The sequence below is a fragment of the Terriglobia bacterium genome, assembly GCA_020073085.1.
GTDB lineage: Bacteria > Acidobacteriota > Terriglobia > JAIQFV01 > JAIQFV01 > JAIQFV01.
The window spans coordinates 14274-36231 of sequence record JAIQFV010000004.1; the positions used below are offsets into that span (position 1 = coordinate 14274).

18 protein-coding genes are annotated in these 21958 nt (G+C 54.8%); 12 read left to right on the forward strand and 6 right to left on the reverse strand.

The window, feature by feature from the left end; translation table 11 throughout:
- Positions 1-76: 76 nt before the first annotated feature.
- Positions 77-2458: a xanthine dehydrogenase family protein molybdopterin-binding subunit gene (locus tag LAO21_05865; GenBank protein MBZ5552226.1), complete on the reverse strand. Its 2382-nt coding sequence runs from the start codon at positions 2456-2458 to the stop codon at positions 77-79.
- Between the two features lie 127 nt (positions 2459-2585).
- Positions 2586-3245 (reverse strand): (2Fe-2S)-binding protein, encoded by a 660-nt coding sequence (locus LAO21_05870; GenBank protein MBZ5552227.1) that lies wholly within the window; start codon positions 3243-3245, stop codon positions 2586-2588.
- A 546-nt stretch (positions 3246-3791) separates the two neighbouring features.
- Between LAO21_05870 and LAO21_05875 the strand changes: the two genes are divergently transcribed.
- The 12 genes from LAO21_05875 (at position 3792) to LAO21_05930 (ending at position 18031) form a co-directional block, all read left to right on the forward strand.
- On the forward strand, positions 3792-4901 hold the full coding sequence (locus tag LAO21_05875; protein ID MBZ5552228.1) for a Fic family protein: 1110 nt from the start codon (positions 3792-3794) through the stop codon (positions 4899-4901).
- A gap of 588 nt (positions 4902-5489) precedes the next feature.
- Positions 5490-5921: an NADH-quinone oxidoreductase subunit C gene (locus LAO21_05880; protein ID MBZ5552229.1), complete on the forward strand. Its 432-nt coding sequence runs from the start codon at positions 5490-5492 to the stop codon at positions 5919-5921.
- 36 nt (positions 5922-5957) lie between these two features.
- Entirely contained in the window at positions 5958-7106 is a 1149-nt protein-coding gene (locus LAO21_05885) for an NADH-quinone oxidoreductase subunit D (GenBank protein MBZ5552230.1), read from the forward strand.
- A 106-nt stretch (positions 7107-7212) separates the two neighbouring features.
- Positions 7213-8241 (forward strand): NADH-quinone oxidoreductase subunit NuoH, encoded by a 1029-nt coding sequence (gene nuoH / locus LAO21_05890; protein MBZ5552231.1) that lies wholly within the window; start codon positions 7213-7215, stop codon positions 8239-8241.
- A gap of 75 nt (positions 8242-8316) precedes the next feature.
- Positions 8317-8799 (forward strand): NADH-quinone oxidoreductase subunit I, encoded by a 483-nt coding sequence (locus LAO21_05895; GenBank protein MBZ5552232.1) that lies wholly within the window; start codon positions 8317-8319, stop codon positions 8797-8799.
- A 251-nt stretch (positions 8800-9050) separates the two neighbouring features.
- Entirely contained in the window at positions 9051-9575 is a 525-nt protein-coding gene (locus LAO21_05900) for an NADH-quinone oxidoreductase subunit J (protein MBZ5552233.1), read from the forward strand.
- Positions 9576-9631: 56 nt separating this feature from the next.
- Positions 9632-9934 carry an NADH-quinone oxidoreductase subunit NuoK gene (gene nuoK, locus LAO21_05905; GenBank protein ID MBZ5552234.1) on the forward strand — a complete coding sequence of 101 codons (303 nt, stop codon included), beginning with the start codon at positions 9632-9634 and terminating at the stop codon, positions 9932-9934.
- Positions 9935-10083: 149 nt separating this feature from the next.
- A complete protein-coding gene (nuoL, locus tag LAO21_05910; GenBank protein ID MBZ5552235.1) occupies positions 10084-12150 on the forward strand; it encodes an NADH-quinone oxidoreductase subunit L in 2067 nt (688 codons plus the stop codon).
- 121 nt (positions 12151-12271) lie between these two features.
- Positions 12272-13927, forward strand: a complete 1656-nt coding sequence (locus LAO21_05915; GenBank protein MBZ5552236.1) for an NADH-quinone oxidoreductase subunit M — start codon at positions 12272-12274, stop codon at positions 13925-13927.
- A 193-nt stretch (positions 13928-14120) separates the two neighbouring features.
- Positions 14121-15578 carry an NADH-quinone oxidoreductase subunit N gene (locus LAO21_05920; GenBank protein ID MBZ5552237.1) on the forward strand — a complete coding sequence of 486 codons (1458 nt, stop codon included), beginning with the start codon at positions 14121-14123 and terminating at the stop codon, positions 15576-15578.
- Positions 15579-15944: 366 nt separating this feature from the next.
- Entirely contained in the window at positions 15945-17837 is a 1893-nt protein-coding gene (locus tag LAO21_05925; protein MBZ5552238.1) for a hypothetical protein, read from the forward strand.
- The gene (locus LAO21_05930; protein ID MBZ5552239.1) at positions 17822-18031 is read left to right on the forward strand and encodes a hypothetical protein; all 210 of its coding nucleotides are present in this window, start codon (positions 17822-17824) and stop codon (positions 18029-18031) included. The genes LAO21_05925 and LAO21_05930 overlap by 16 nt, the downstream gene beginning before the upstream one ends.
- Positions 18032-18550: 519 nt before the next feature.
- Here LAO21_05930 and LAO21_05935 read toward each other — a convergent pair.
- The 4 genes from LAO21_05935 to LAO21_05950 form a co-directional block, all read right to left on the reverse strand.
- Positions 18551-19000: a GAF domain-containing protein gene (locus LAO21_05935; protein ID MBZ5552240.1), complete on the reverse strand. Its 450-nt coding sequence runs from the start codon at positions 18998-19000 to the stop codon at positions 18551-18553.
- Between the two features lie 222 nt (positions 19001-19222).
- Positions 19223-19717, reverse strand: coding sequence for a TlpA family protein disulfide reductase (locus LAO21_05940; GenBank protein MBZ5552241.1), 495 nt, complete (start codon positions 19715-19717; stop codon positions 19223-19225).
- A gap of 485 nt (positions 19718-20202) precedes the next feature.
- On the reverse strand, positions 20203-21141 hold the full coding sequence (trxB, locus tag LAO21_05945; protein ID MBZ5552242.1) for a thioredoxin-disulfide reductase: 939 nt from the start codon (positions 21139-21141) through the stop codon (positions 20203-20205).
- Positions 21142-21179: 38 nt separating this feature from the next.
- A complete protein-coding gene (locus LAO21_05950) occupies positions 21180-21488 on the reverse strand; it encodes a Rieske 2Fe-2S domain-containing protein (protein MBZ5552243.1) in 309 nt (102 codons plus the stop codon).
- Positions 21489-21958: the final 470 nt, after the last annotated feature.

The following is a 21958-nucleotide window of genomic DNA, read 5'->3' on the forward strand; positions in this document are numbered from 1 at the left end:
TCCGGTAGGGGCGTACAGCCGTACGCCCCTACTTCGAAGCATGCACGAATGGGTGATATCCTCAATGACGTCCGCACTACGTCCTGCTTCCCAAACTCTTCAACCCCTCGACAATCTTCTCGGGCGTGATGGGATTTGACTTCACGCGCACGCCGGTGGCGTGGAAAACGGCATTGGCGATGGCGGGCGCCGTGGCGATCAGTGGAGGCTCGCCGACGCCCTTGGCGCCGATGTTATTCGCCGTGTATGGAACATCGACGCTGTACACCTCGATGTCCACGGGAGCGTCCAGCGAGGTGGGAGGCCGGTACTCCAGCAGCGAGGCGGTCACCGGAACACCGGTATTCTTGTCGATCAAGCGCCGTTCTGAAAGCGCGTATCCCGTCCCCATCGTAATCCCGCCTTTGACCTGGCTCGCGAAGGTGTGAGGATTGATGACGCGCCCCGAATCGTGGGCCGCAACAAATTTCAACACCTTGACCTCGCCGCTGTGCGTGTCGACTTCCACTTCGCAGAACTGTGCACCGAAGGCGTTCAGGGATTGACCCTTGGGGTTCGGTCCGCGATAGCCTCGTCCCACCAGCGTGCGTTCGGGCATCGCCCCGGCCGCCGCGTCGAATTTCATCCGTTTGTCGGGCTGAGCAGTGACGAAAATAAACCCGTCCTTGGAACTCAGCTCCTCCGGCTTCACTCCCAGGGAGCCTGCCGCCAGATCGAGCAATTGACGCTTGGCATCATTGGCGGCCGAGCGCACCGCCGGACCGCTCGAAGCGAGAGTGATGGACCCGTAGCTCGGCAACGTATACGGCGTGGTTTCCGTGTCGGCATTGGTGACATGAATCCGGTCGACGGGCACGCCCAACTCCTCCGCGCAGATTTGAGACATGACGGTGCGCGTGCCGGTGCCGATATCGGCGGCCCCGGTCAACAGGTTAATGGAGCCGTCCTGATTGATCTTGACGATCGCGGTCGCCGGTGGACCCCCGCCTCCGCCCCAGATCTGCGAGGCCATGCCGACGCCGTATTTCTTGGTGCCGGCGGGATCGTTGGGCCGCCTCCGTTTCTCATCCCAATGAAATTTCTCGGCGCCGAGCTGGAAGCACTCCGTCAGGCCTTTGCTATGGTAAGGCTGGTGAGTGACCTGGTCGGTCTTGACGTCGTTGCGAATTCGCAACTCGACGGGATCCATGTTCAACTTATGAGCGATCAGATCCATCAACTGCTCCAGCCCCCAGGCGTTCTGTACGTTGCTGGGGCCGCGCATCGCCCCCGGAGGTGGAGTGTTCGTGAACACGGCGTTGTCTTCAGCCCGGACATTCGCACAGGCGTACATTTGCTGCGTCATGGGACTCGAATTGCCCCACATCGAACCGCTCAGGTAGGCTCCCACGGCGTTGATGGATTTCATGTCGATGGCGGTGAGCCGGCCATCGTTCTTCACTCCGACCTTGTAATGCTGGATGGAGGCGGGCCGGTACACCCCCATGAAATCCTCATTCCGTGAAAGCACCATCTTCACGGGACGCCCTGTGCGCCGGGCCATGAGGACAGCGAGCATCGTCTGTTTGCCGGCGCCCCCTTTGCTGCCAAATCCGCCACCCATGTGAGTGCCGATGACCCGGACATCATTCATGGGTAGCTTGAAAACGCGCGAGATCTCTTCCTGCACTCCAAATACGCCCTGCGTCGACTCCCACACCGTCAGGTGATCTCCATCCCAGAAGGCCACGGTTCCATGGACTTCCATGCAGGCATGTTGTTGGGGTTCAGTGCGAAACGTTTCTTCGAAGATGTGGTCGGCCTCTTTAAAGCCGGCCTCCAAATCCCCACGGGTATGAACCGATGGTTGGCCGATTTTTCTTTGGCCGAATCCGCCTCCGGTGAAATTGCCTTCGGGAAAGAACTTGACCGGCGATTTATCACTCATGGAGACTTCCGGATCGAGGACAAATGGGAGGGGCTCGTATTCGACCTGAACCAGGCGCGCGGCGTCCTCGGCCTGGAACTCGGTCTCGGCGGCCACCACGGCGATCTCCTCTCCGGTGTATTTCGGTTCCAGGGTCAGCAGGGGGAGAGTCCCGGCGAAGGGATTGCCCATGATATATCGCTCCACGTCCTTCGGAAGCAGAACGGCGTGAACTCCGGGATGAGCCAGCGCCTTCTCAGCTGAGATGCTCTTCACACGGGCGTGCGGCAACTCGCTCCTGACGGCGATCGCGTAAAGCATGTGCGGCAACTGGATGTCGGAGGTGTACTTGGCGCGGCCCGTCACCTTGTCGACGCCATCGACACGCGGGACCGGCTGGCCCACGATCTCGGTCTTCGTCCAGTCGGGCAAGGGCGGCACCTTGCGCGTCCGCACGATGACCCGCCGGCCTTCAATATTGACTTCGCTCTCTTCGTATTCCTGATCCTGCCCGGGCGGGATCGGTTTCTGCGTCTTTTCGTCGTCGATCATGACAGTCGCCTTTCTTGCAGTTCGTTTGAAATCTCCGATCTGAAATCTCAGATCATCCCTCTATAAAGCCTTGGTAGCCGGGATGGATTCGCCCTTTGAATCCCTCCCGGGCTCTTGTGAGATGCCCTCAAGCCTTCTTCATCGCGGTCTGCGCCTCCACGGCGGCGTCGAGGATGTTGGAATAGCAGCCGCACCGGCAGACGTTCCCGGAGATGGCGTAACGCAGCTGCTCCCGCGACAAATCGGGATTACGCCCGATGGCGGCCTTCAGGGCCATCAACTGGCCGGGAATGCAAAACCCGCACTGCATGGCATCGTGCTTGATGAAAGCCGCCTGGAGGGGATGCAACTGGTCGCCTTTTGCCAGACCCTCGATGGTTTCAATCTCGCTGTGTTGGGCGTCGAGGGCCAGCACCGAGCAGGAATAATGCGCGCGGCCGTCCATGACGACGGTGCAGGCCCCACACTCACCGCGTGAACAGCCGATCTTGGTGCCGGTCAGGCCCAGATCGTTGCGCAGCACATCCGCCAGCACGGCCCGGTTGTCGACCACCAGACGGTGCGTCTCGCCGTTGACCTTCAGCATAATCATCGAATGGAACTTGTCGACCTGCGGGGTCTCCGCCGCCAGCAAGGGAGTATCGATGACGCCAAGATCCACGGTCGACAACACTGCCGTGGTCGCCGCCGCGGTGCCGACCGTCGCCACAAATTCGCGCCGCGTGAGAGAGAATTCACCAGACTTGGATTGATTTGCTACTTCTTCAGGCATGGAGAGCTCCTTCATCGTTAAGGCTCTTTCATGGTTAGGGATTGAAGGCTGAAATGGAGATGAAAGTACACTTGTTAAAACACATGGGATTTTTCGAGGTCCGCCGATAAAGCCGAACGCCCCGGGAAAATCGGAATTTCCTCACCGGACCCCGTGTTACGACGGATCCGTGATTAGGGAAAATTGATGAACCGTAATGATAACCCAAATGCAGGGCAAAGAGTGCAAGAAAAATACAAATGGGGAGTTTGAAAAAGTATGAATGTCGGGATGTGTTTTCCTTTTATTCATACCTTTTTGGTATGGTCGTGTAGAAACCGAATTGTGGTTCGCAGTCCTTGCGGAGAAACTGCGGTGGCCTGTCACAAAGTCGTAATAGCAGTCTGAATAAATTCGGAAACTCTGGCTGGTGATTTTAGATAACTGAAGACAGTTGGTGTTTGTCAAACGAACAGGTTTGTGTGAAGTAGAATGTGCATAAGTCTTTTTGTGTTAATCAAAATCAAACATGCTTTACACAAAAGCGTTGCGCTGTAGTATACTTTACGCAAAACTACAACCATGAAACCTTTTCAGCCGGAACAATTACCCATCGAAACCATTGAATGGAAGTCGCTTATTCCACAGATTGGGAAAGCAAACCGAGCGATTGCTGGTTTTGAAGGTGTTCTTTACAGTGTTCCCAATCCCGATGTCTTGCTATCCCCGCTCACCACACAAGAGGCGGTCATTTCCTCCCGGATTGAAGGGACCCAAGCGAATCTAGAAGAAGTGTTCAAGTTCGAAGCTGGCGAGGAAGTGGCAGATGAGTCTCGTCGCTTGGATATCCAGGAAATAATCAATTACCGCCGTGCCCTTTTCCGAGCTGAGGAAATGTTAAAGGAGAAACCCCTTGGTTTGAATACGCTACTCGAACTCCATAATATATTGCTTGACAGCGTCCGGGGATATAACAAAGGACGTGGAAGATTCCGAACAACTCAGAATTGGATTGGCAAGCACGGCACTCCAATCGAGCAGGCCGACTTCATTCCGCCATCCCCCATGTTTCTCATGAACCATCTTAGTAATTGGGAGAAGTATTATCACGCAGAGGAACGCGATCCCCTGGTTCAATTAGCTGTAGTTCATGCCCAGTTCGAAATCATCCATCCGTTTATCGATGGAAACGGCCGGATTGGTCGCATGTTGATACCACTGTTTCTCTCCGAGAAAAAACTCTTAAGCCGCCCCAGTTATTACCTCTCGGCCTACTTTGAAGCCCACCGCGATGAGTATGTACAGGGAATGCGAGAACTCGGGTCCCCTGGGAGTTGGACTCGATGGGTCTCTTTTTTCCTTACTGCTCTCATCGCACAAGCCGAAGTCAACTCTGCGAAAGCCAGAGCCATTCAAGACCTGTACGATGGGCTCAAGGCTCGGGTAATTGGTCTCACTCGTTCCCAATTCGCGATCCCGATGCTCGATCGACTTTTCGAGCGTCCCATTTTCCGCAGTAGCGATCTGACCTCGCGCGAGGATATGCCGAGCACCCCCATGGTCATGTCCATGTTGAGGAGTCTGAAGCAAGCCGGTATTCTTAAGGTGGTTCGAGAAGGGAGCGGGCGTCGACCACAGGTGCTTGCTTTGGCACTGCTCATCAATCTCTGCGAAGGCAAGGAAGTTCTGTAAAGGACGCTATTTTAATGATGCGGTGTGGTGGAAAAGATCGGGAGCGGAGAGAAGTGAGGGTCTGATTCGAATTCACGCGAGATTTCATGGCAGACTTCTGCCGATCCGACGGTTCAATTGACTGGGAGAAACTCGCCTCTTTTAATTCCTCAAAGAAAGTGTCCAAGTAGGTCCGCTCATTGACCTTTCGCCTCGAACACGCAATGGTGTTCAACCACGGAATCACCGATTTTGCGAGAGGGGATAATGAGCGGGCAAATTGACATTTGAATGCCGCTATATTATCATCGCGCCTTTGTTTGATGACGGGCTGACCTGCCACTGAAACACACCTCAGAATGCCGCACTTTATGAGTGAACATGCCTGACGAAATCAAGAAAGACCAACCCGAACCAAAACCGCCCGCGCCGGATTCCGCCAAACCTGCGGCCCCTCCGCCGCCGGCGGGACAAATGCCGGGACATCCTTCAGTTAGCGAAAAGAAACTGGCCACCAAGGCGGCCGCCGCCGTCTCGACCCCGTGGACCTCACCTTTGGTCGAGGAGATCAATAAACGGTTTCAAGGTTCAGTGATCGAAGCGCACACCATGGTCGGTCAAAACGTCATCATATTAGCCACCCCATCGCTCATCGATATATGTAAGTTCGTGCGCGAAAACGAAGTCATGCCCTGCGACTACCTGGTAGACGTCACGGCCGTCGATTATCCATCCCGCGAGAAACGCTTCGATGTGGTCTATGTCCTCCACTCGTTCAAGACGAATGAGCGCGTGCGCTTGAAGGTCTATGTGGCCGAAAACGAAACCATCCCCAGCGTGACCTCTCTTTGGCCAACCGCCAACTGGCTGGAACGGGAGGTGTTCGACATGTTCGGGATCAAGTTCACGGGTCATCCCGACCTGAAACGGATCCTCCTGCCGGAAGGATGGAAAGGGCATCCCCTTCGCAAGGATTATCACATTCAGCAGATGGATGACGAGTGGGTGAAAGCGAATTTGAATATCGAGACCGGGCAGTAGAAGAATCACCGCTGAGGCACAGAGAGCGCGGAGTTTATGGCAGACGTTGAAGAAAAGGTCATCACGGCGCCCCACGACCATGACACGTTCCTGGATTCCAGTGAACTGGTCATCAACATGGGCCCGCAGCATCCGGCGACGCACGGCGTGTACCGCGTGCGGCTTCACCTGGACGGCGAGAAGGTCCTGGGGGCGGAGTCCTACATCGGGTACTTGCATCGCGGCGTTGAAAAACTCGGCGAGCACGGCGATTACCGCCACTACGGGCCGATCCTCGACCGCATGGATTATGTGGCCTCGGTGTCGAACAACCTCGGCTATTGCGAAGCGGTCGAGAAACTACTCGGCGTCCAGGTTCCGCCGCGGGCCCAGTACCTCCGGGTGATCCTGACAGAACTTCAGCGGATTGCCAGTCACCTGGTGTGGCTGGGAACGCACGCCATGGACATCGGGGCGATGACCATCTTCCTGTATTGCTTTCGCGAGCGCGAGAAAATCCTCAATATATTCGAAAAATACTTCGGGGCGCGCCTCACGACGAATTCATTTCGTATTGGGGGACTGCAATTTGACACCTATGAAGGATTCGAGGCCGAATGCCTCGATTTCTGCAACGATTTTCCCCGGCGCATTGCCGAGTATGAGCAGATCCTTAGCGACAATCGAATCTGGATCGGGCGGACCCGTGGCATTGGCATCCTGAAGGCCGAGGATGCGATTGCCCTCGGAGTGACCGGGCCGGTGCTGCGCGGCTCCGGAGTGAAGTTCGATATTCGGAAGGCTTTCCCGTACGAGTGTTACGCCGATTTGGATTTTGATATCCCGATCGGGGAGATGGGCGATACTTACGACCGGTACCTGGTGCGAAACGAGGAAATGCGGCAGTCGCGGCGCATCGTGATGCAGGCCATCGAAAAGCTGCCGGACGGTCCCGTCATGGGAAAGGTCACCAAGGTCATTCGCCCCCCGGCGGGAGAGGTCTATCACGCCATCGAGGCGCCCAAGGGAGAGCTGGGTTTCTTCGTCGTGAGTGACGGGACGACCACGCCGTACCGCACGCGCATCCGGCCGCCCTCGTTTGTGAACCTCCAGGCTTTGCCGTCCATGGTGCGCGGGCAGCTGGTGGCCGATGTGGTGGCCATTATCGGCACGATCGATATCGTTTTAGGGGAGATTGACCGGTGATCGAAAGCCGACTCCCGGGCAAAACGGACGACCTTGTTTCGATCGCAGGGGTTCAACGCTTGCCATTCCTGATGATTCCACTCTCCAGGTTCTGACTAAAAATCTCATGGTTGAATTTTTCCTGATTCCTGCGGCGCAAATCCTCATCATCTTCCTGGTCCTCGTGCTCTTTGTGGCATACACCACATATCTCGAGCGGAAGGTGGTGGCGTTCATGCAGGTCCGCCTCGGCCCCATGCGCGTCGGTCCATACGGGCTGCTACAGCCCATCGCCGATGCCGTGAAGCTGATGTTCAAGGAAGATATCATTCCGGCGGGGGCCGACAAGTGGCTCTTCATGTTTGCCCCGGTGATCACGATGATTCCGGCCTTTGCGGTCTTCTCCGTGATCCCCTTCAGCGACAGCCATACCACGGTGTTTGGATATCCGGTTCATCTCTACATCACGGATGTCAACGTGGGAATCCTGTTTGTTCTCGCCTTGTCCTCGATTGGGGTGTTCGGGATCATCCTGGGGGGATGGGCATCGAACTCCAAATATCCCTTGCTCGGCTCACTGCGCTCCGCTGCCCAGATGGTGAGCTATGAAGTGGCCATGGGTTTTGCCATCGTCAGCGTCCTGATTTACTCGCGCTCGCTCTCCATGATCGACATCGTGAATGCCCAGAAGGACATGGGATGGTGGTTCGCGATCATTCAGCCCGTCGGGTTTCTTATTTATCTGATTTGCGGGGTGGCTGAAACCAACCGGGCCCCTTTTGATCTCCCCGAAGCTGAGTCGGAACTGGTGGCCGGGTTTCACACCGAGTACAGCGGGTTCCGGTTCGCCATCTATTTCCTGGCGGAATACGCCAACATGATCTTGATCTCTTCGATTGCTGTAACACTCTTCTGGGGAGGATGGTTGTCGCCCTTCCCGAACGTTAAGGCCCTCTCCTTCCTGCAGGTGGTTCCGGGGGTGGTCTGGTTCTTTTTGAAGGTATATTTCTTCATCTATTTGTATATCTGGTTGCGGGCCACGCTGCCGCGTTTTCGTTATGACCAGTTGATGAGGGTGGGATGGAAATACCTGATCCCGATTTCGATCGGAAATGTCATCCTGACAGCGGTTCTTAGGTTATACTTTCGCACTTAGTTCCCATTGTAGGGGCGCACTGTCCGCCGCGGCGGACGCCCCTCCTGAGCACGGAAAGCTGGTGAATTCCGAACCATGTATCGTGTGACAACTTTCAAACCCAAGAGCTTCATCTCGGAGTTTTTCAAATCGATTTTCCTGATCGACTTTATCAAGGGCCTGGTCGTCACCTTTTACTATCAGAAGCCCAGTGAAAACATCACGGAACAGTATCCCAAGGAACGGCCCAGCGTGGCGGAGCGCTTTCGGGGCGCGCCGCGATTAAACAAGGATCCGGAAAACGGCGAGACGTTGTGCATCGCCTGCAAGCTTTGCCAGCTCGCCTGTCCCATCGATTGTATTGAGGTAGGTTCGGAAAAGATCGAAAAGAAGAACATCCTGACGACGTTCACCTATGATATTGGCCACTGCATGTACTGCGGGCTGTGTGAGGATGCCTGTCCCACCCCCGCACTGGAACTGACCCAGGATTTCGAACTGGCCACCTATCAGCGGGACTTCATCTGGGACCGGAAACGACTTGAGGACGGGCCCGTCATCACAAAGTACAAGAGGTAATGTGCGGGCTTCGCATGCCGCGTTGAAGAACCCGGCGCCGTCATCCGAGGGGAGAACTTGAGTGGCTGTGAGCGGATGGGGGGCCGGTCAAAAGAGCCAGTGACACAATCCACGGATTGTTGTCCAGGATTGGTGATCTTTCCTGCAGTATTCCGTTTCCCGCGATTTTGTTTGAGGCTGTCTGAAATCTTTAAAGTCAAGTGGACGCCTCGTGCGCCAAGCAATAGCCGGCAGGGACGTCAGGTTGAGCGATGACTTTTGACCAAATCCTGTTTTACTGTTTAGCGGTGATCGCCATTGCCTCCGCGCTCATGGTCATCACCCGCCGCAATCCCGTTCACAGCGCCATGTTTTTGATCACCACCCTCTTCTCGGTGGCAGGGATTTATCTCCAACTGCACGCGGAATTCCTGGCCGCCGTGCAAGTGATTGTTTACGTGGGCGGGATCATGGTGCTGTTCCTGTTCGTCATCATGCTGGTCAATCTTGAAGTCGTCAGCACCGAGCGACGCTTCAACAAGCAGTGGATTATCGCTTTGATTGCGAGTGCGGCGTTATTGGTTGAGTTTGCCTATGTGATTGTGCGGGGGAAGACGACCCTTCTCCCGCCGGCGACGGGACCGGCCCAGGACCTGACCCGGAAGAATTCCGAACAAATCGGTTTGATGCTGTATCAGAACTATATGCTCCCTTTTGAAATCGCTTCGCTGCTTCTGCTGGTGGCGATTATTGGCGCCGTCATCCTCGCGAAACGGCGCTTGACTTCGGACAAATAGACGGGCGCCGGCGGACATCCCGGGATTCGAGCCAGTTCAGGCGAGGAAACAGAACCATGGTGACGACATCAGAATATTTGATTCTTGCGGCGGCGCTGTTCACGATCGGTGTCATCGGAGTGCTGACCCGCCGCAACATCATTATCATCTTTATGTCGATTGAGTTGATACTGAACGCCGTCAACATCAATCTGGTCGCTTTTTCAAGCTATTGGCAGCAGTTTACGGGTCAGATTTATGCCATCTTCGTAATCACGGTCGCCGCCGCTGAAGCCGCCGTCGGACTCGGCATCATCATCGCGTTGTTCCGGAACAAGGAGACGGTGAATGCCGACGAAATCGATCTGCTGAAATGGTAAAGAGAGACTTGACCGCCGAGTCGCGGAGACCGCGGAGTATAGATAGATTATAGATAAGGATCAAAACCGCTTTTTACCATTGAAGTTCTGCGTTTTTGGCGGCTCTGCGGTAAGTTCGTCTTTGCTTTTCCATGCACCCTTGAATTCTTATGAATTTTCTCAAGTACATCTGGCTGATTCCCCTGCTTCCGCTGGTGGGTAGCTTCTTCAATGGAGTGTTTGGAAAACGATTCTCCAAAGCCACCGTGGACTTTTTTGCTTTGAGTTCGACCTTGTTATCGTTCCTGTGGTCGGTGGGTGTGGTGTGGCAATTGTCCCGGCTCGCCCCGGAAGAGCGGGTGTTCAACCTCAATCTCTTCGAATGGATTCCCGCGGGGGCCGCGCTTACCTCGCACGGCCTCTCGAATTTCTCGGTCCAATGGGGATATCGCCTGGATCCACTCTCCGCCGTCATGATCCTGGTCGTGACCGGCGTGGGATTCCTCATCCACGTCTATTCTACCGGATACATGGCCCATGAGCATGGGCCGCGTCTCGGAGGCTATTACCGCTTCTTCTCCTATCTCAACCTGTTCATGTTCTCCATGCTGACGCTGGTCCTGGCGAACAACTTTGCTTTGATGTTCGTGGGTTGGGAGGGCGTGGGGTTGTGTTCATACCTGCTCATCGGTTTCTACTTTCATAAGAAGAGCGCGGGGGATGCCGGCAAAAAGGCCTTCATCGTCAACCGGATCGGGGACGCCGGGTTCATGCTCGGCATGTTTCTGATCTTTCAGACGTTTGGCTCGCTGGACTTCGGGACGGTCATGGCGAGGGCTGCTGAGGCCCCACGTGAAGCGTTCGGTACGGTCGGAGTGATGACAGCCATTGGAATCCTGTTATTCCTTGGGGCCACTGGCAAATCGGCCCAGCTCCCCTTGTACACGTGGTTGCCGGACGCGATGGAGGGCCCCACCCCGGTGAGCGCGCTCATCCACGCGGCGACGATGGTCACGGCGGGCGTGTACATGGTGTCTCGCACCAGCGCGATTTACCAGCAAGCCCCGACCGCGATGATGGTGGTGGCGGTGGTGGGAGGGTTGACGGCAATTTTTGCGGCTTCGATCGGCCTGGTCCAGAACGATATCAAGCGCGTACTGGCCTATTCCACCGTCAGCCAACTGGGTTACATGTTTCTCGCGTGCGGAGTCGGCGCCTATTTCGTCGGCATCTTCCATCTCATGACACACGCGTTTTTCAAGGCCCTGCTCTTCCTGGGCGCCGGTTCCGTAATCCATTCCTTGAGTGGCGAACAGGATTTGCGGCGGATGGGGGCGCTCAAGAACAAGATCCCCAAAACCTATGTGACCATGCTGGCGGCCACGCTCGCGATTTCGGGCATTCCCCCGTTTGCCGGATTCTTCAGCAAAGACGAGATCTTGTGGCAGGCCTTCTCCAGCGAATATGGCCGGTGGTGGCTCTGGCTGATCGGCGTGGCCGCCGCGCTCATGACGGCGTTCTACATGTTCCGGCTGATTTTCCTGACGTTTTACAATGAATCGCGGGTCGATCCGGAAGTGGAACATCACATTCACGAATCGCCCTCGAACATGATCGTTCCTCTGCAGATTCTTGCCGTGCTTTCGGTGATCGGAGGTTTTGTCCAGATTCCGAAGTTTCTATTCGGAGGCTTTGATGGTTTTGAGCGCTGGCTTGAGCCGGTATTCAAGCATCCTGCGGCCGAAGCCGGAGCCGCTGCCGTCGAGCACGCCTCACTGGGCGCCGAAGCCAGTCTGGCACTGTTCTCGGTGGTGGTGGCCTCGATCGGCATCTATCTGGCCTACCGGTTTTATTATCGTCCCTCGTCCGCCCCGGATCGGGCGATGGCATCGGCGCGGCCGGTATATACGGTCCTGTTCAACAAGTACTACATGGATAAAATCTACGATGCCCTGTTTGTGAACCGCACGAAGGATCTGGGGAATGCCTTGTGGGCCTTCGACCGCGGAGTGATCGACGGCGGTGTCAATGGCAGCGGCTGGTTTACGCGGTTCGCGGCCAATGTGTCCTGTTGGTGGGACAAGTGGATCGTCGACGGCCTGGTCAACGTCGTGGGCTTTACAGTCAAGATCCTGAGCTACCCCCTCCGGATTCTGCAGACCGGCTTCGTGCAGTCCTACGCCTTTTTCATGGTGCTCGGGATCATCGCATTTATTTGGCTTTACGTCTTGAGATAGCTAAGCAGGGGGATCCGCCGCGGCCGCTCGCCCGGCAGGAAGCTCGGGTTCAGGTTGGATGCAGATCAACTGTTCAATCCAGCCCGTTCATTGATGCGGTTTCATGAGGAGTCATTCGGACATGGATTTCTTTCGCCAGCACATTCTATCGATCACGACCTTTACGCCACTCGTGGGGGCATTTCTCCTGCTGTTTGTCGGCAAAGAGAACAAGAATGCGATCCGTTGGATTGCCAACCTTTTCGGATTTCTCGGCATGCTCGTTTCCCTGCCGCTGTGGTTTTGGTACAACCGCGCCGACGGGGGATTTCAGTTTATCGAGCGGCACGAATGGATCAAGACCATTGGCGCCAACTACAGCCTGGGGGCCGATGGCATCTCTCTCTTGCTGATCCTGCTCACTACGGTCCTCGGAGCGATCGCAATACTCTCCTCATGGACGGCCATCGAACTCCGCGTTAAGGAATACTACATCTTCCTCCTCTTGCTCCAGGTGGGGATGATCGGGGTCTTCTGTTCACTCGATTTCTTCCTCTTTTATGTCTTTTGGGAAGTGATGTTGGTGCCGATGTACTTCCTGATCGGTGTGTGGGGGAGCGACCGGCGGCTGTACTCCGCGATCAAGTTCTTCCTGTACACCTTGGTCGGTTCGGTCGTGATGTTGTTGGGCATCCTGGTGCTTTATTTCCACATGCCGGAGGGGCAGCGGACTTTTGATTATGTTCAGATCATGAGCTACCTGCATGCGAGTCCGCTGGCGTCCAACATTGCTCGCTTTGTGTGGCTGGCCTTCTTCCTGGGATTTGCCATCAAGGTGCCCATGTTCCCGTTCCACACCTGGCTGCCCGATGCGCATACGGATGCGCCCACCGCGGGGTCCGTCATCCTGGCCGGCGTTCTGCTGAAGATGGGAACATACGGTTTCATCCGCTTCTCTCTGCCGCTTCTTCCCAATGAATCCCAGTATTTCAAAGGAATGATGGCGGTGCTGGCCATCATCGGCATTGTGTACGGGGCGCTGGTCGCGATGATGCAAAAGGACTGGAAACGGCTCGTCGCCTATTCCTCGGTCAGCCACCTCGGGTTTGTCATGCTGGGAATGTTCTGCTTCAACCCCAATGGGGTGAACGGCAGCGTGCTGCAGATGATCAATCACGGCATATCCACCGGCGGTCTCTTCTTGATCGTGGGGTTGGTCTACGAACGCCGCCACACGCGGATGATCAGTGAGTACAGCGGCCTCTCCCATGTGATGCCGGTGTATGCCACCTATTTTATGATCATCATGCTCTCGTCGCTGGGTCTGCCCCTGCTGAACGGTTTCATCGGAGAATTCACCATCCTCCAGGGCGCGTTTCAGGTGAGTTACGTCTGGGCGGCCTTCGCCGTGTCGGGCATTATCCTGGGTGCGGCGTACCTCTTGTGGCTCTATCAGCGCACCATGTTCGGCGAGATCACCAACGAAAAGAACAAGACACTGAAGGACCTCAACTTCCGGGAAGTGGCCACGTTATTCCCGCTGGTGGTGCTGGCGTTGTGGATCGGGATCTACCCCAAACCCTTTTTCGAGATTCTGGAACGTCCTGTCAACAAGGTGGTGGCGACCGTTCAACCCGACAAGTTCACGGTCGACTCGATGGGGAATCTAATTATCCCAGGGAAAGCCAAGGCTGGTCCCTTACCAGCCGCGATGCCCGGAGCAACCGAGGAAGCGAAAGTCATTGAGAATAGCGTCCCTACGGCGAGGTCGGTGACACCCCCGGTGGAGAAGAAATGAGGTTTGCAGAGAGTCGCTGGGGCCCGCCCCGATGAATCGGGGCGGGCCCCAGCGGATGAAGAGGGGGAGAATTAGGCGGCCCCCGAAAAGGCGGAGCCCTTCCGTCCGCCGCGGCGGATGCGGCAAAGCCGCAGACCGGAGAAGGTCCGGGATGATTTGAGTTCCAGATTTCATCATGATGTTATCTTAACCACTGCTCATGTATAACCAATTCTTTCAAGTCACCGACGTCATTGCGATTTATCCCCAGTTGCTGCTGGCCCTGTTTGGGCTGGGCGTCCTCATTGTCGATCTCTTCCTCGACCGTGCCTGGAAGGTCTTGAACGCCTTCACGGCGTTGTTGGGCATCGCTTACGCCACGTACGCCCTGATCCAGATCCGAAAGTTCAACGTGAGTGCCTACAACGGCGCCATCGTGAACGACTCGTTTGCGGTCTATTTCCAGTTTGTCTTCCTGATCACCACGGCCCTGGTGATCTTCATTTCAGCGCGCTATCTCACCATCGAAGGCGAACACCGCGGCGATTATTATGCCTTGATCCTTTTCTCTCTGATCGGCATGAATTTCATGGTGATGGGAATGGACATCATCACCCTGTACATCGCCCTGGAGCTGATGGCCGTTTCGGAATACATCCTGGTGGGATACCTGCGTACCAATCGTCAGTCGAACGAAGCCTCCCTGAAGTTTTTCCTGCTGGGCGCCTTTTCTTCGGGCATCCTCCTCTATGGGATCTCGCTGCTTTATGGAATCAGCGGATCGACCGACCTGCGCGTCATCGGGCAGAAACTGGCCGAGCGCCCTGCCAACGATCCACTGACACTGATCGCCCTGGTCACGCTGACGGCGGGACTGCTTTTCAAAGTGGCGGGTGTTCCTTTCCATCAGTGGCTGCCTGACGCTTACGAAGGGGCTCCGTCCCCCATCACAGCCTTCATTTCCGTTGCGCCCAAGGCGGCCGCGTTTGCCCTCACCCTTCGCTTTCTCTTTATCGCTCTCAAGCCTCTCCAGGTCAACTGGATCCCCATGCTTTCCGTCATTTGTGTGTTGACGATGACGGTGGGCAATATCACCGCGATTTCGCAGTCGAACATCAAGCGGCTGCTTGCGTATTCCTCCATCGCCCACGCCGGGTACCTGATGCTGGGTATAATCGCGGGAAATGATTACGGGATCACGGGGATTGCCATCTACTTCCTCGTGTACATGTTCATGAATATCGGGGCGTGGACGCTGGTGGTGGCCATGCGGCGCAAGGACCTGATCGGCGACCAGATTCAGGATATGTCGGGGATGTTTCAGAAGAACCCGGCGGCGGCCGTGCTGATGCTGATCTTCATGCTGTCACTCGCAGGGATCCCACCGACCGCGGGCTTTATCGGAAAGTACTATCTGTTTGCCTCTGTCATTCAAACCAAACACTATGCGCTGGCCATCATCGCTGTCCTCAATGCGGCGGTCTCCCTCTATTACTACTTCCGCGTGGTCGTCGTCATGTTCATGAACGACAAGGTCGATGAGGAAAAGATGGTGCTTTCCCCCGGCGTGCTGACAACCCTGGCCGTGACCCTGGCCTTCACCCTCATCATCGGCATCTATCCCGACCCCTTCATTCGCTTCGCCCAGAATTCCCTCGCGCTTTTCCAGTAAGAACTCTACAGTGAAATTTCTTGCTGACCTGATGCAGTCGCGATATGCCATGGCTCCCATGCTCTAGAGGGCGGGATCACTTTTCGTCGCGTTTGACAGAAGGCTTTGAAAGTAATATTCTATTGACGCATTTTAATTGAAAACCACCCCTGAACAACTCCTTTTGACCATTAGTGAAAGGATTTGTTAGCGCCCCCTAATTCACAATTCAACATGGTCACAGAAAGCAGAGATCGAAAGAATCCACACGCTCGTTTTTTCTGAGCCACTGATTTTGACATTGCGCTAGGAAGAAGGAGTAATAACTTGGGAGCTTCGACCTCGCACCACATAGTAAACAGAAGATTCCTTTCATAGGAGGTTCCTATGAGGAGATATTTCACCGTCCTCTGTCTTACTCCCTCAGTGATCCTGTACTCGGGTTCGTTGAGTGGCGCCGCCATGAATCAAAAGGATTCCAGACCATTTGAAGGAAAAGATGCTGAAAAGGAGTTTAAGCAGCAGAGGCGCGAAGCATTTAGTGCGGCGCGTCAGCTACTTCTCAAAGAGAATCTTCCATTTGATCCAGATGAATTACTGGATTCGAATTGGCGGGAGAAGTTAGCCCCGTTCTTTGAGAGAATGCCGGAAATGAAGTTATATCGATATGAGCGAGACCGCTTGGAGGGCGTTTATCTGGCGGACACGCTGGTGCTGCCCGAACGTATTGCGCTTTCCAGCGATACAGTGATCTTGGTGAGAAAACTGCGCTTTGAGGGTTCCGAGGTTGTAATTAAAGGCAATTTCAGTATCGCCATCTTCCCAATTGAGAGTTCGGATGCTAGCCAAGATTCTACAAGAAAATTCTCCCATGGAACGGATTCTGCCCTGCCGGTCCTTGCATCAGCCGGCTTGTTGAAAAATAATCGATCAGTTGCTCTTACACCCAATTCCCTGAAACAACACATCACTATCGACACGAGTGGAATTGGTTACTCCGATTGGATGAAGCCGAGACGGCCTGAGGGTACAAGGATATTGCCTATTGCGCTAAATGCGCTCGATCAAGATTATAACGGCGAAGACAGGTCATACTGGGTAGGGGAGCCAGGTCGACCCGGTCTAACTGGGCCCCTAGCCTCCCCTAACCCGGCTCCAAGAGGGCCGAATGGACAATGTGGTGGGAACATCGATGGCAGGAATGGCGACAACGGTGCTTTTGGGAATAATGGCGGTGATGGGGATGTTGGTGGTCAAGGGCCGACCGGTGGAAATGGACAAGCTATAATCGTTGAAATCACACAGAACGGGAATTATATCTTCTCCACTCATGGGGGACAGGGTGGAAAGGGTGGCACTGGAGGTCGCGGAGGAACCGGGTCCCAGGGAGCAACAGGTGGCAGGGGCGGAGACGGTGCATTCTGTGGTTGCAATCCCCCGGTCGGCAACGGTGGGGATGGCGGCAAAGGTGGAACCGGTGGTGATGCAGGCTTTGGGGGTAAAGGCGGGACCGGTGGAACCGGAGGAAATGGGGGCGCCATTTCAATAACCAAGCCCGCCAACTTCACTGGCGTTATTAGCTACGATATCTCCGCAGGCCTCGCAGGACTAAGGGGCGACGGGGGAGTTGGAGGGGATCCAGGACCCGCTGGCACAGGTGGAGAGGCAGGGAAAGGTGGTCACTTGGATAATTGCCAATATAACGGCAGAGATGGGATGCCGCGTGGAGACGGTGCATGGGGGGCAATACGTGGGTTTGGAGATCCAGGAGACCCGAGACAACAAGGTCAAGTGGGTTCGTATCGTGAAATAATAAGCCAGAGCGGATATGAGGGATACGCCTCGCCGTCCCTCTGTGAAATTGACGTTCCTCCCTCCTGTAGTGATGGTATCGACAACGATGGGGATGGCCTCCTTGACGCGAATGACCCAGGTTGTATATGCATGTGTCCTCTTGTCATTGACACATTAGGTCATGGATTCACTCTTTCTAGTGTGGCTAATGGAGTACTTTTTGATATGACCGGTAGGGGACTTCCGGTTCAAATTGCTTGGATCGAAAACGATGATGCATGGGTTGTTTTGGATCGCAATCACAATGGAACCATCGATGACGGCACCGAGCTCTTTGGCAACTTTACTCCGCAATCACCGACGCAGCATCCAAATGGATTCCGAGCCCTTGCGGAATACGATAAACGAGAAAAGGGGGCAATGATGACGAGACGATCGACTCCAACGATGCGATCTTTGCGCAACTCCGCTTGTGGAAGGATGTAAACCACAATGGTATTTCTGAGCCTGAGGAGTTATTCACGCTCCCGACTTTGGGAGTGGAGTCGATATCGCTTCATTACAAGTTCTCCAAATATGTCGATGATCACGGAAACCTTTTTCGGTACCGGGCAAAAGTGGACGACGCCACCCACTCCCGTGTCGGCCGATGGATCTATGACGTTTTCCTGGTCCATTGAATCACTTTCCATCAGGTCTGTGCCGGATGTACTGACGACCGATGGCACTCTCTTTACGGCAGCATGAAGGGAAGAGGGGGCATGTTGCCAAACCATGGTGTAAAATAGCCTCGCCTCATAGTCAGACGAAAAAGGGACTTACACCTCAAAGCCTTTCAACTTGACTGTGAAGAAACGGAAGGGTGAGTCCCTCTTGTGAGTACAGGACATTGGCCCGCTCTTAATCGGCTCATCCGGTTTGTCTTGGGTTTACTCGCAGTGTTCCACGAATTCGTTCTTATCATCATGCGGTCATGACTTTATAAGCTAGGCAGCATTTTGGTGATCATATAGTGCGCCGAAGCCAATCCCACAGACGCTGGCTACTCAAGTATAGTGTCCCTGTAGCCCATGTTTTCATTGGGGATAGCCGCGGCCTTAATTTGTCCCTCAAAATGACAAAGACGTAAGAAAGCCCTGCGTGAACCCAGTTTCCATTCGGGACTCTGTTGAGATTTATTTAAGAAGGATGGTCCGTATTCACAATCTTGAGGAAAGCAAGCCGGCAACGGCTTCAAGAAACTGCTGGTCGGAGCCTAGAAAGGCATTGGGCGCATCGCTGTCGATATCGATTTCACCAAAAATCTTCCCGTCGCGCTGGATGGGGACGACGATTTCGGACCGGGTTTCGAGCGAGCAGGCAAGATAGCGGGGGTCGGCATTTACGTCAGCAACGTTGACCGTTCTTTTTTCCGCCACGGCGGCTCCACAGATGCCCTTGCCGATCGGAATGCGAGTGTGCGGGGAGGGCTTGCCCAGATAGGTTTTTAGGACAAGCTCGTTCCCTTCCACCCAGTAGATCCCCACCCAGGTGTAGTGGGCAAAATTCTCCTTCAACAATCGAACTGTTTCATCCAGGACACGATCGTCACTGGCGTGGGAGGAAACCAGCGCTTCAATAGCTTCGAGAACGGGAGTAGAAGACGTCATCGTATTTTAGATTTCGGGTTGCGGAATGCGGAGTTCGGATTATGGAATCATTAATATCTGAGACTTGAAATTTCAGATCCATAATGGAAGTGACTTATCAAGATTGGATCCCTGGAAGGTCTTTGTCAAATTTCCACATTCCCCGATCCAGAATTCGCAATGAGTTAATCCACAATCCGAAATTGAAACGCGCCGCCGGCGCGCTTAGGCATTTTTTGCCCCTCAGCCGGGTTTGAAATCGGGGACGTTGTCGGCCTTGGTGAACACCGGGGCTGCCGGCTGATGGAGCTTCCCCGCAATGGACTTTGAAGTCTCAATCAATCCGGCCTTGTCGAAACCCACCAGGGTATGAAGGATCTTTCCATCGTGGTCAATCAGGAAGATCGATGGAACATTGGTGAGCCCGTACGCGCTCGAAACCTTGAACGGTTCTTCGTCGATGAGGACTGGAAAGGAGAGTTGATACTCTTCGGCGAACTGTTCCGCCTCGTGGGGCTCGTCCTGGGCGATTCCCAGAACTTCGAACGAAGAGCCGGCGTAAGCTTTCCCGATCCGTTCCAGAAAGGGAAAGGTGAGCTGGCACACCGGACAACTCTTCTTGTAAAACGCCGCGAGAACGAGTTTTGATTTTCGCTCGTCATCGAGGGTGTAATTTTTCCCGTCGATTCCCTCGAGCGAGAAATTTGGTGCCGTTTTACCTGGAGTTAGTGCAGGCATCTTGTAGAGACCTCGTGCGACTTGGATTGTAGGAACCGTTTGGTAATCCCTCGATTCTCATTTGAGGGTGAACGAAGTCAGACGTCGGAAGTCAGAGGTCAGAGAAGAGGTGCCAGGTGTCAGGGGGTTAAGTCCAAGGTCCAAAGTCCAAAGTTCAAGGTCCAAAGTCTGGAAACAGTTCAATATTCGAGGCTCAAGGGTCAAAGTCAAGTACACAAACCAGGATTTTCGCCTAATCACTCTTGTTCCCGACTTCCGACCTCTGATTTCTGACTTCCGGTCTCTGGCTTCCAGATTTTGATTTCCGACCTCCGACTTCTGTATCCTCTTGCGATCTAATTTCATTCCCGGCTAGCTGCGGGTGTGCTCAAAAAATGCCCACTTTCGATCCTCTGACACCCGACACCTGACACCCGGCACCTCTACTCTGACCTCCGACTTCTGACGTCTGACTTCATCTTCCTGAAGCGAGTAAATCGCATTCCTCACGACCCGCCATGCGCGCTCAAAAAATGCTCGGCATCGATCGCGGCCATGCAGCCCGAGCCGGCCGCGGTGATCGCCTGACGGTACACATGATCCTGCACGTCACCCGCCGCAAAGACGCCTTCGACGCTGGTCCGTGTGCCGCCGTCGCGGGTGACGATATAGCCGGCCGGGTCCATTTCCAGTTGTCCTTTGAAGAGCGTGGTATTCGGGTCGTGGCCGATGGCGACAAATAAACCGTGGCAATTCAGCACCGATTCTTCGCCCGTTTTCAAATTCTTCAGCTTGACCGCCTTGACTTCGCCGTCTTTGACATCCTGCACTTCCGACACGGTGGAATTCCAAATAAATTTGATTTTCTCATTCTTGAAGGCGCGATCCTGCATGACCTTTGAGGCGCGAAGGGAGTCACGCCGATGGATGAGGGTGACACGGGTGGCATATTTTGTGAGAAACATTCCCTCTTCAAGGGCGGAATCGCCCCCTCCGACCACCACGACTTCCTTGCCGCGATAGAAGAAACCGTCACAGGTGGCGCAGGTGGAAACCCCGTGTCCCATCAACTGCCGCTCGGATTCCAAACCGAGAAGTCGTGCCGATGCGCCCGTGGCAATGATGAGCGTCTCTGTTTGAATGACGCGGTCTTCATCCATGTGGATGGCGAATGGCCGGCGCGAGAGGTCGACCTTCGTGACGGCCCCCTGGATGATCTCGGCGCCGAACCGTTTGGCCTGCTCGCGCATGTCGTCCATTAATTGCGGCCCCATGATTCCATCGCGAAACCCGGGAAAGTTCTCCACCATCGTGGTCAGCATCAACTGTCCGCCGGCCTCATGGCCTTCCACCACCAGGGGGTTGAGATTCCCCCGTGCCGCATACACGGCAGCGGTGAGTCCCGCCGGACCTGATCCCATTATGAATACCTTCCTTACGTCCATGAACGCTCCCTGGCGTGCGTAATTTATTTACCAAACCCTCATCCGAGCGCCACCTTGATGTCGGAGCCGTCGACTTCCACGGGATAGGTGTCCATCATGACATTGGGGTTAAAAAGGGACCGTCCCGTGGTGACGTCGTATTGCCAGCCGTGCCACGGGCAGGTCACGATGTTGTCGTCCAACATTCCTTCTCCCAGGGGGCCGCCGCGATGTTTGCATACATTGTCGAGGGCATAATATTTTCCGTGGACGTTGAACAGAGCAATGACCTTTCCCTCCACCTCGATGGGTTTACCCGTGCCCTCTCGGATCTCCCCGGTGGATGCCACCTTGACAAAGGTTGCCATTGGAGCGGACCTCGCTTTCTCAGTTAAAGTCTAAGAATTAAAGCACGAGTGGATACGTCCTTGAACCAGTCCTTCACGACCGGGCGAACGGGAGGATTCAGAAAATTTGGCGCTCACCCGTTATGGTGGATATCCACTTCATCTTCATCTTCGTCGGTCGAATCAGAAAAATTAACGTAAATCAGCGAAAAGTGTCAAATGAAACTTCAAGGACATCACGCCGGCGGGCAGCAGCCCGGACCTCAATCGAGCCACGTGGATAGCACCCCCACCAGGACTCGGTTCAATCCAGGTTCAAAGCCATCTCACGCATTGCGCGATTTCTCCGGGTTCTACCAATCTTTACGTCGTGTCCTAATTTGCAATTTGTGAAGTGGGGTTTCTTGTTGTCTTCGTCGCTGATAGCTGTTCCGCTTCCTTTGGCCATATTTTAATATTTTCTGATGCCCCCGGAAAGTACGCAGAAGGAG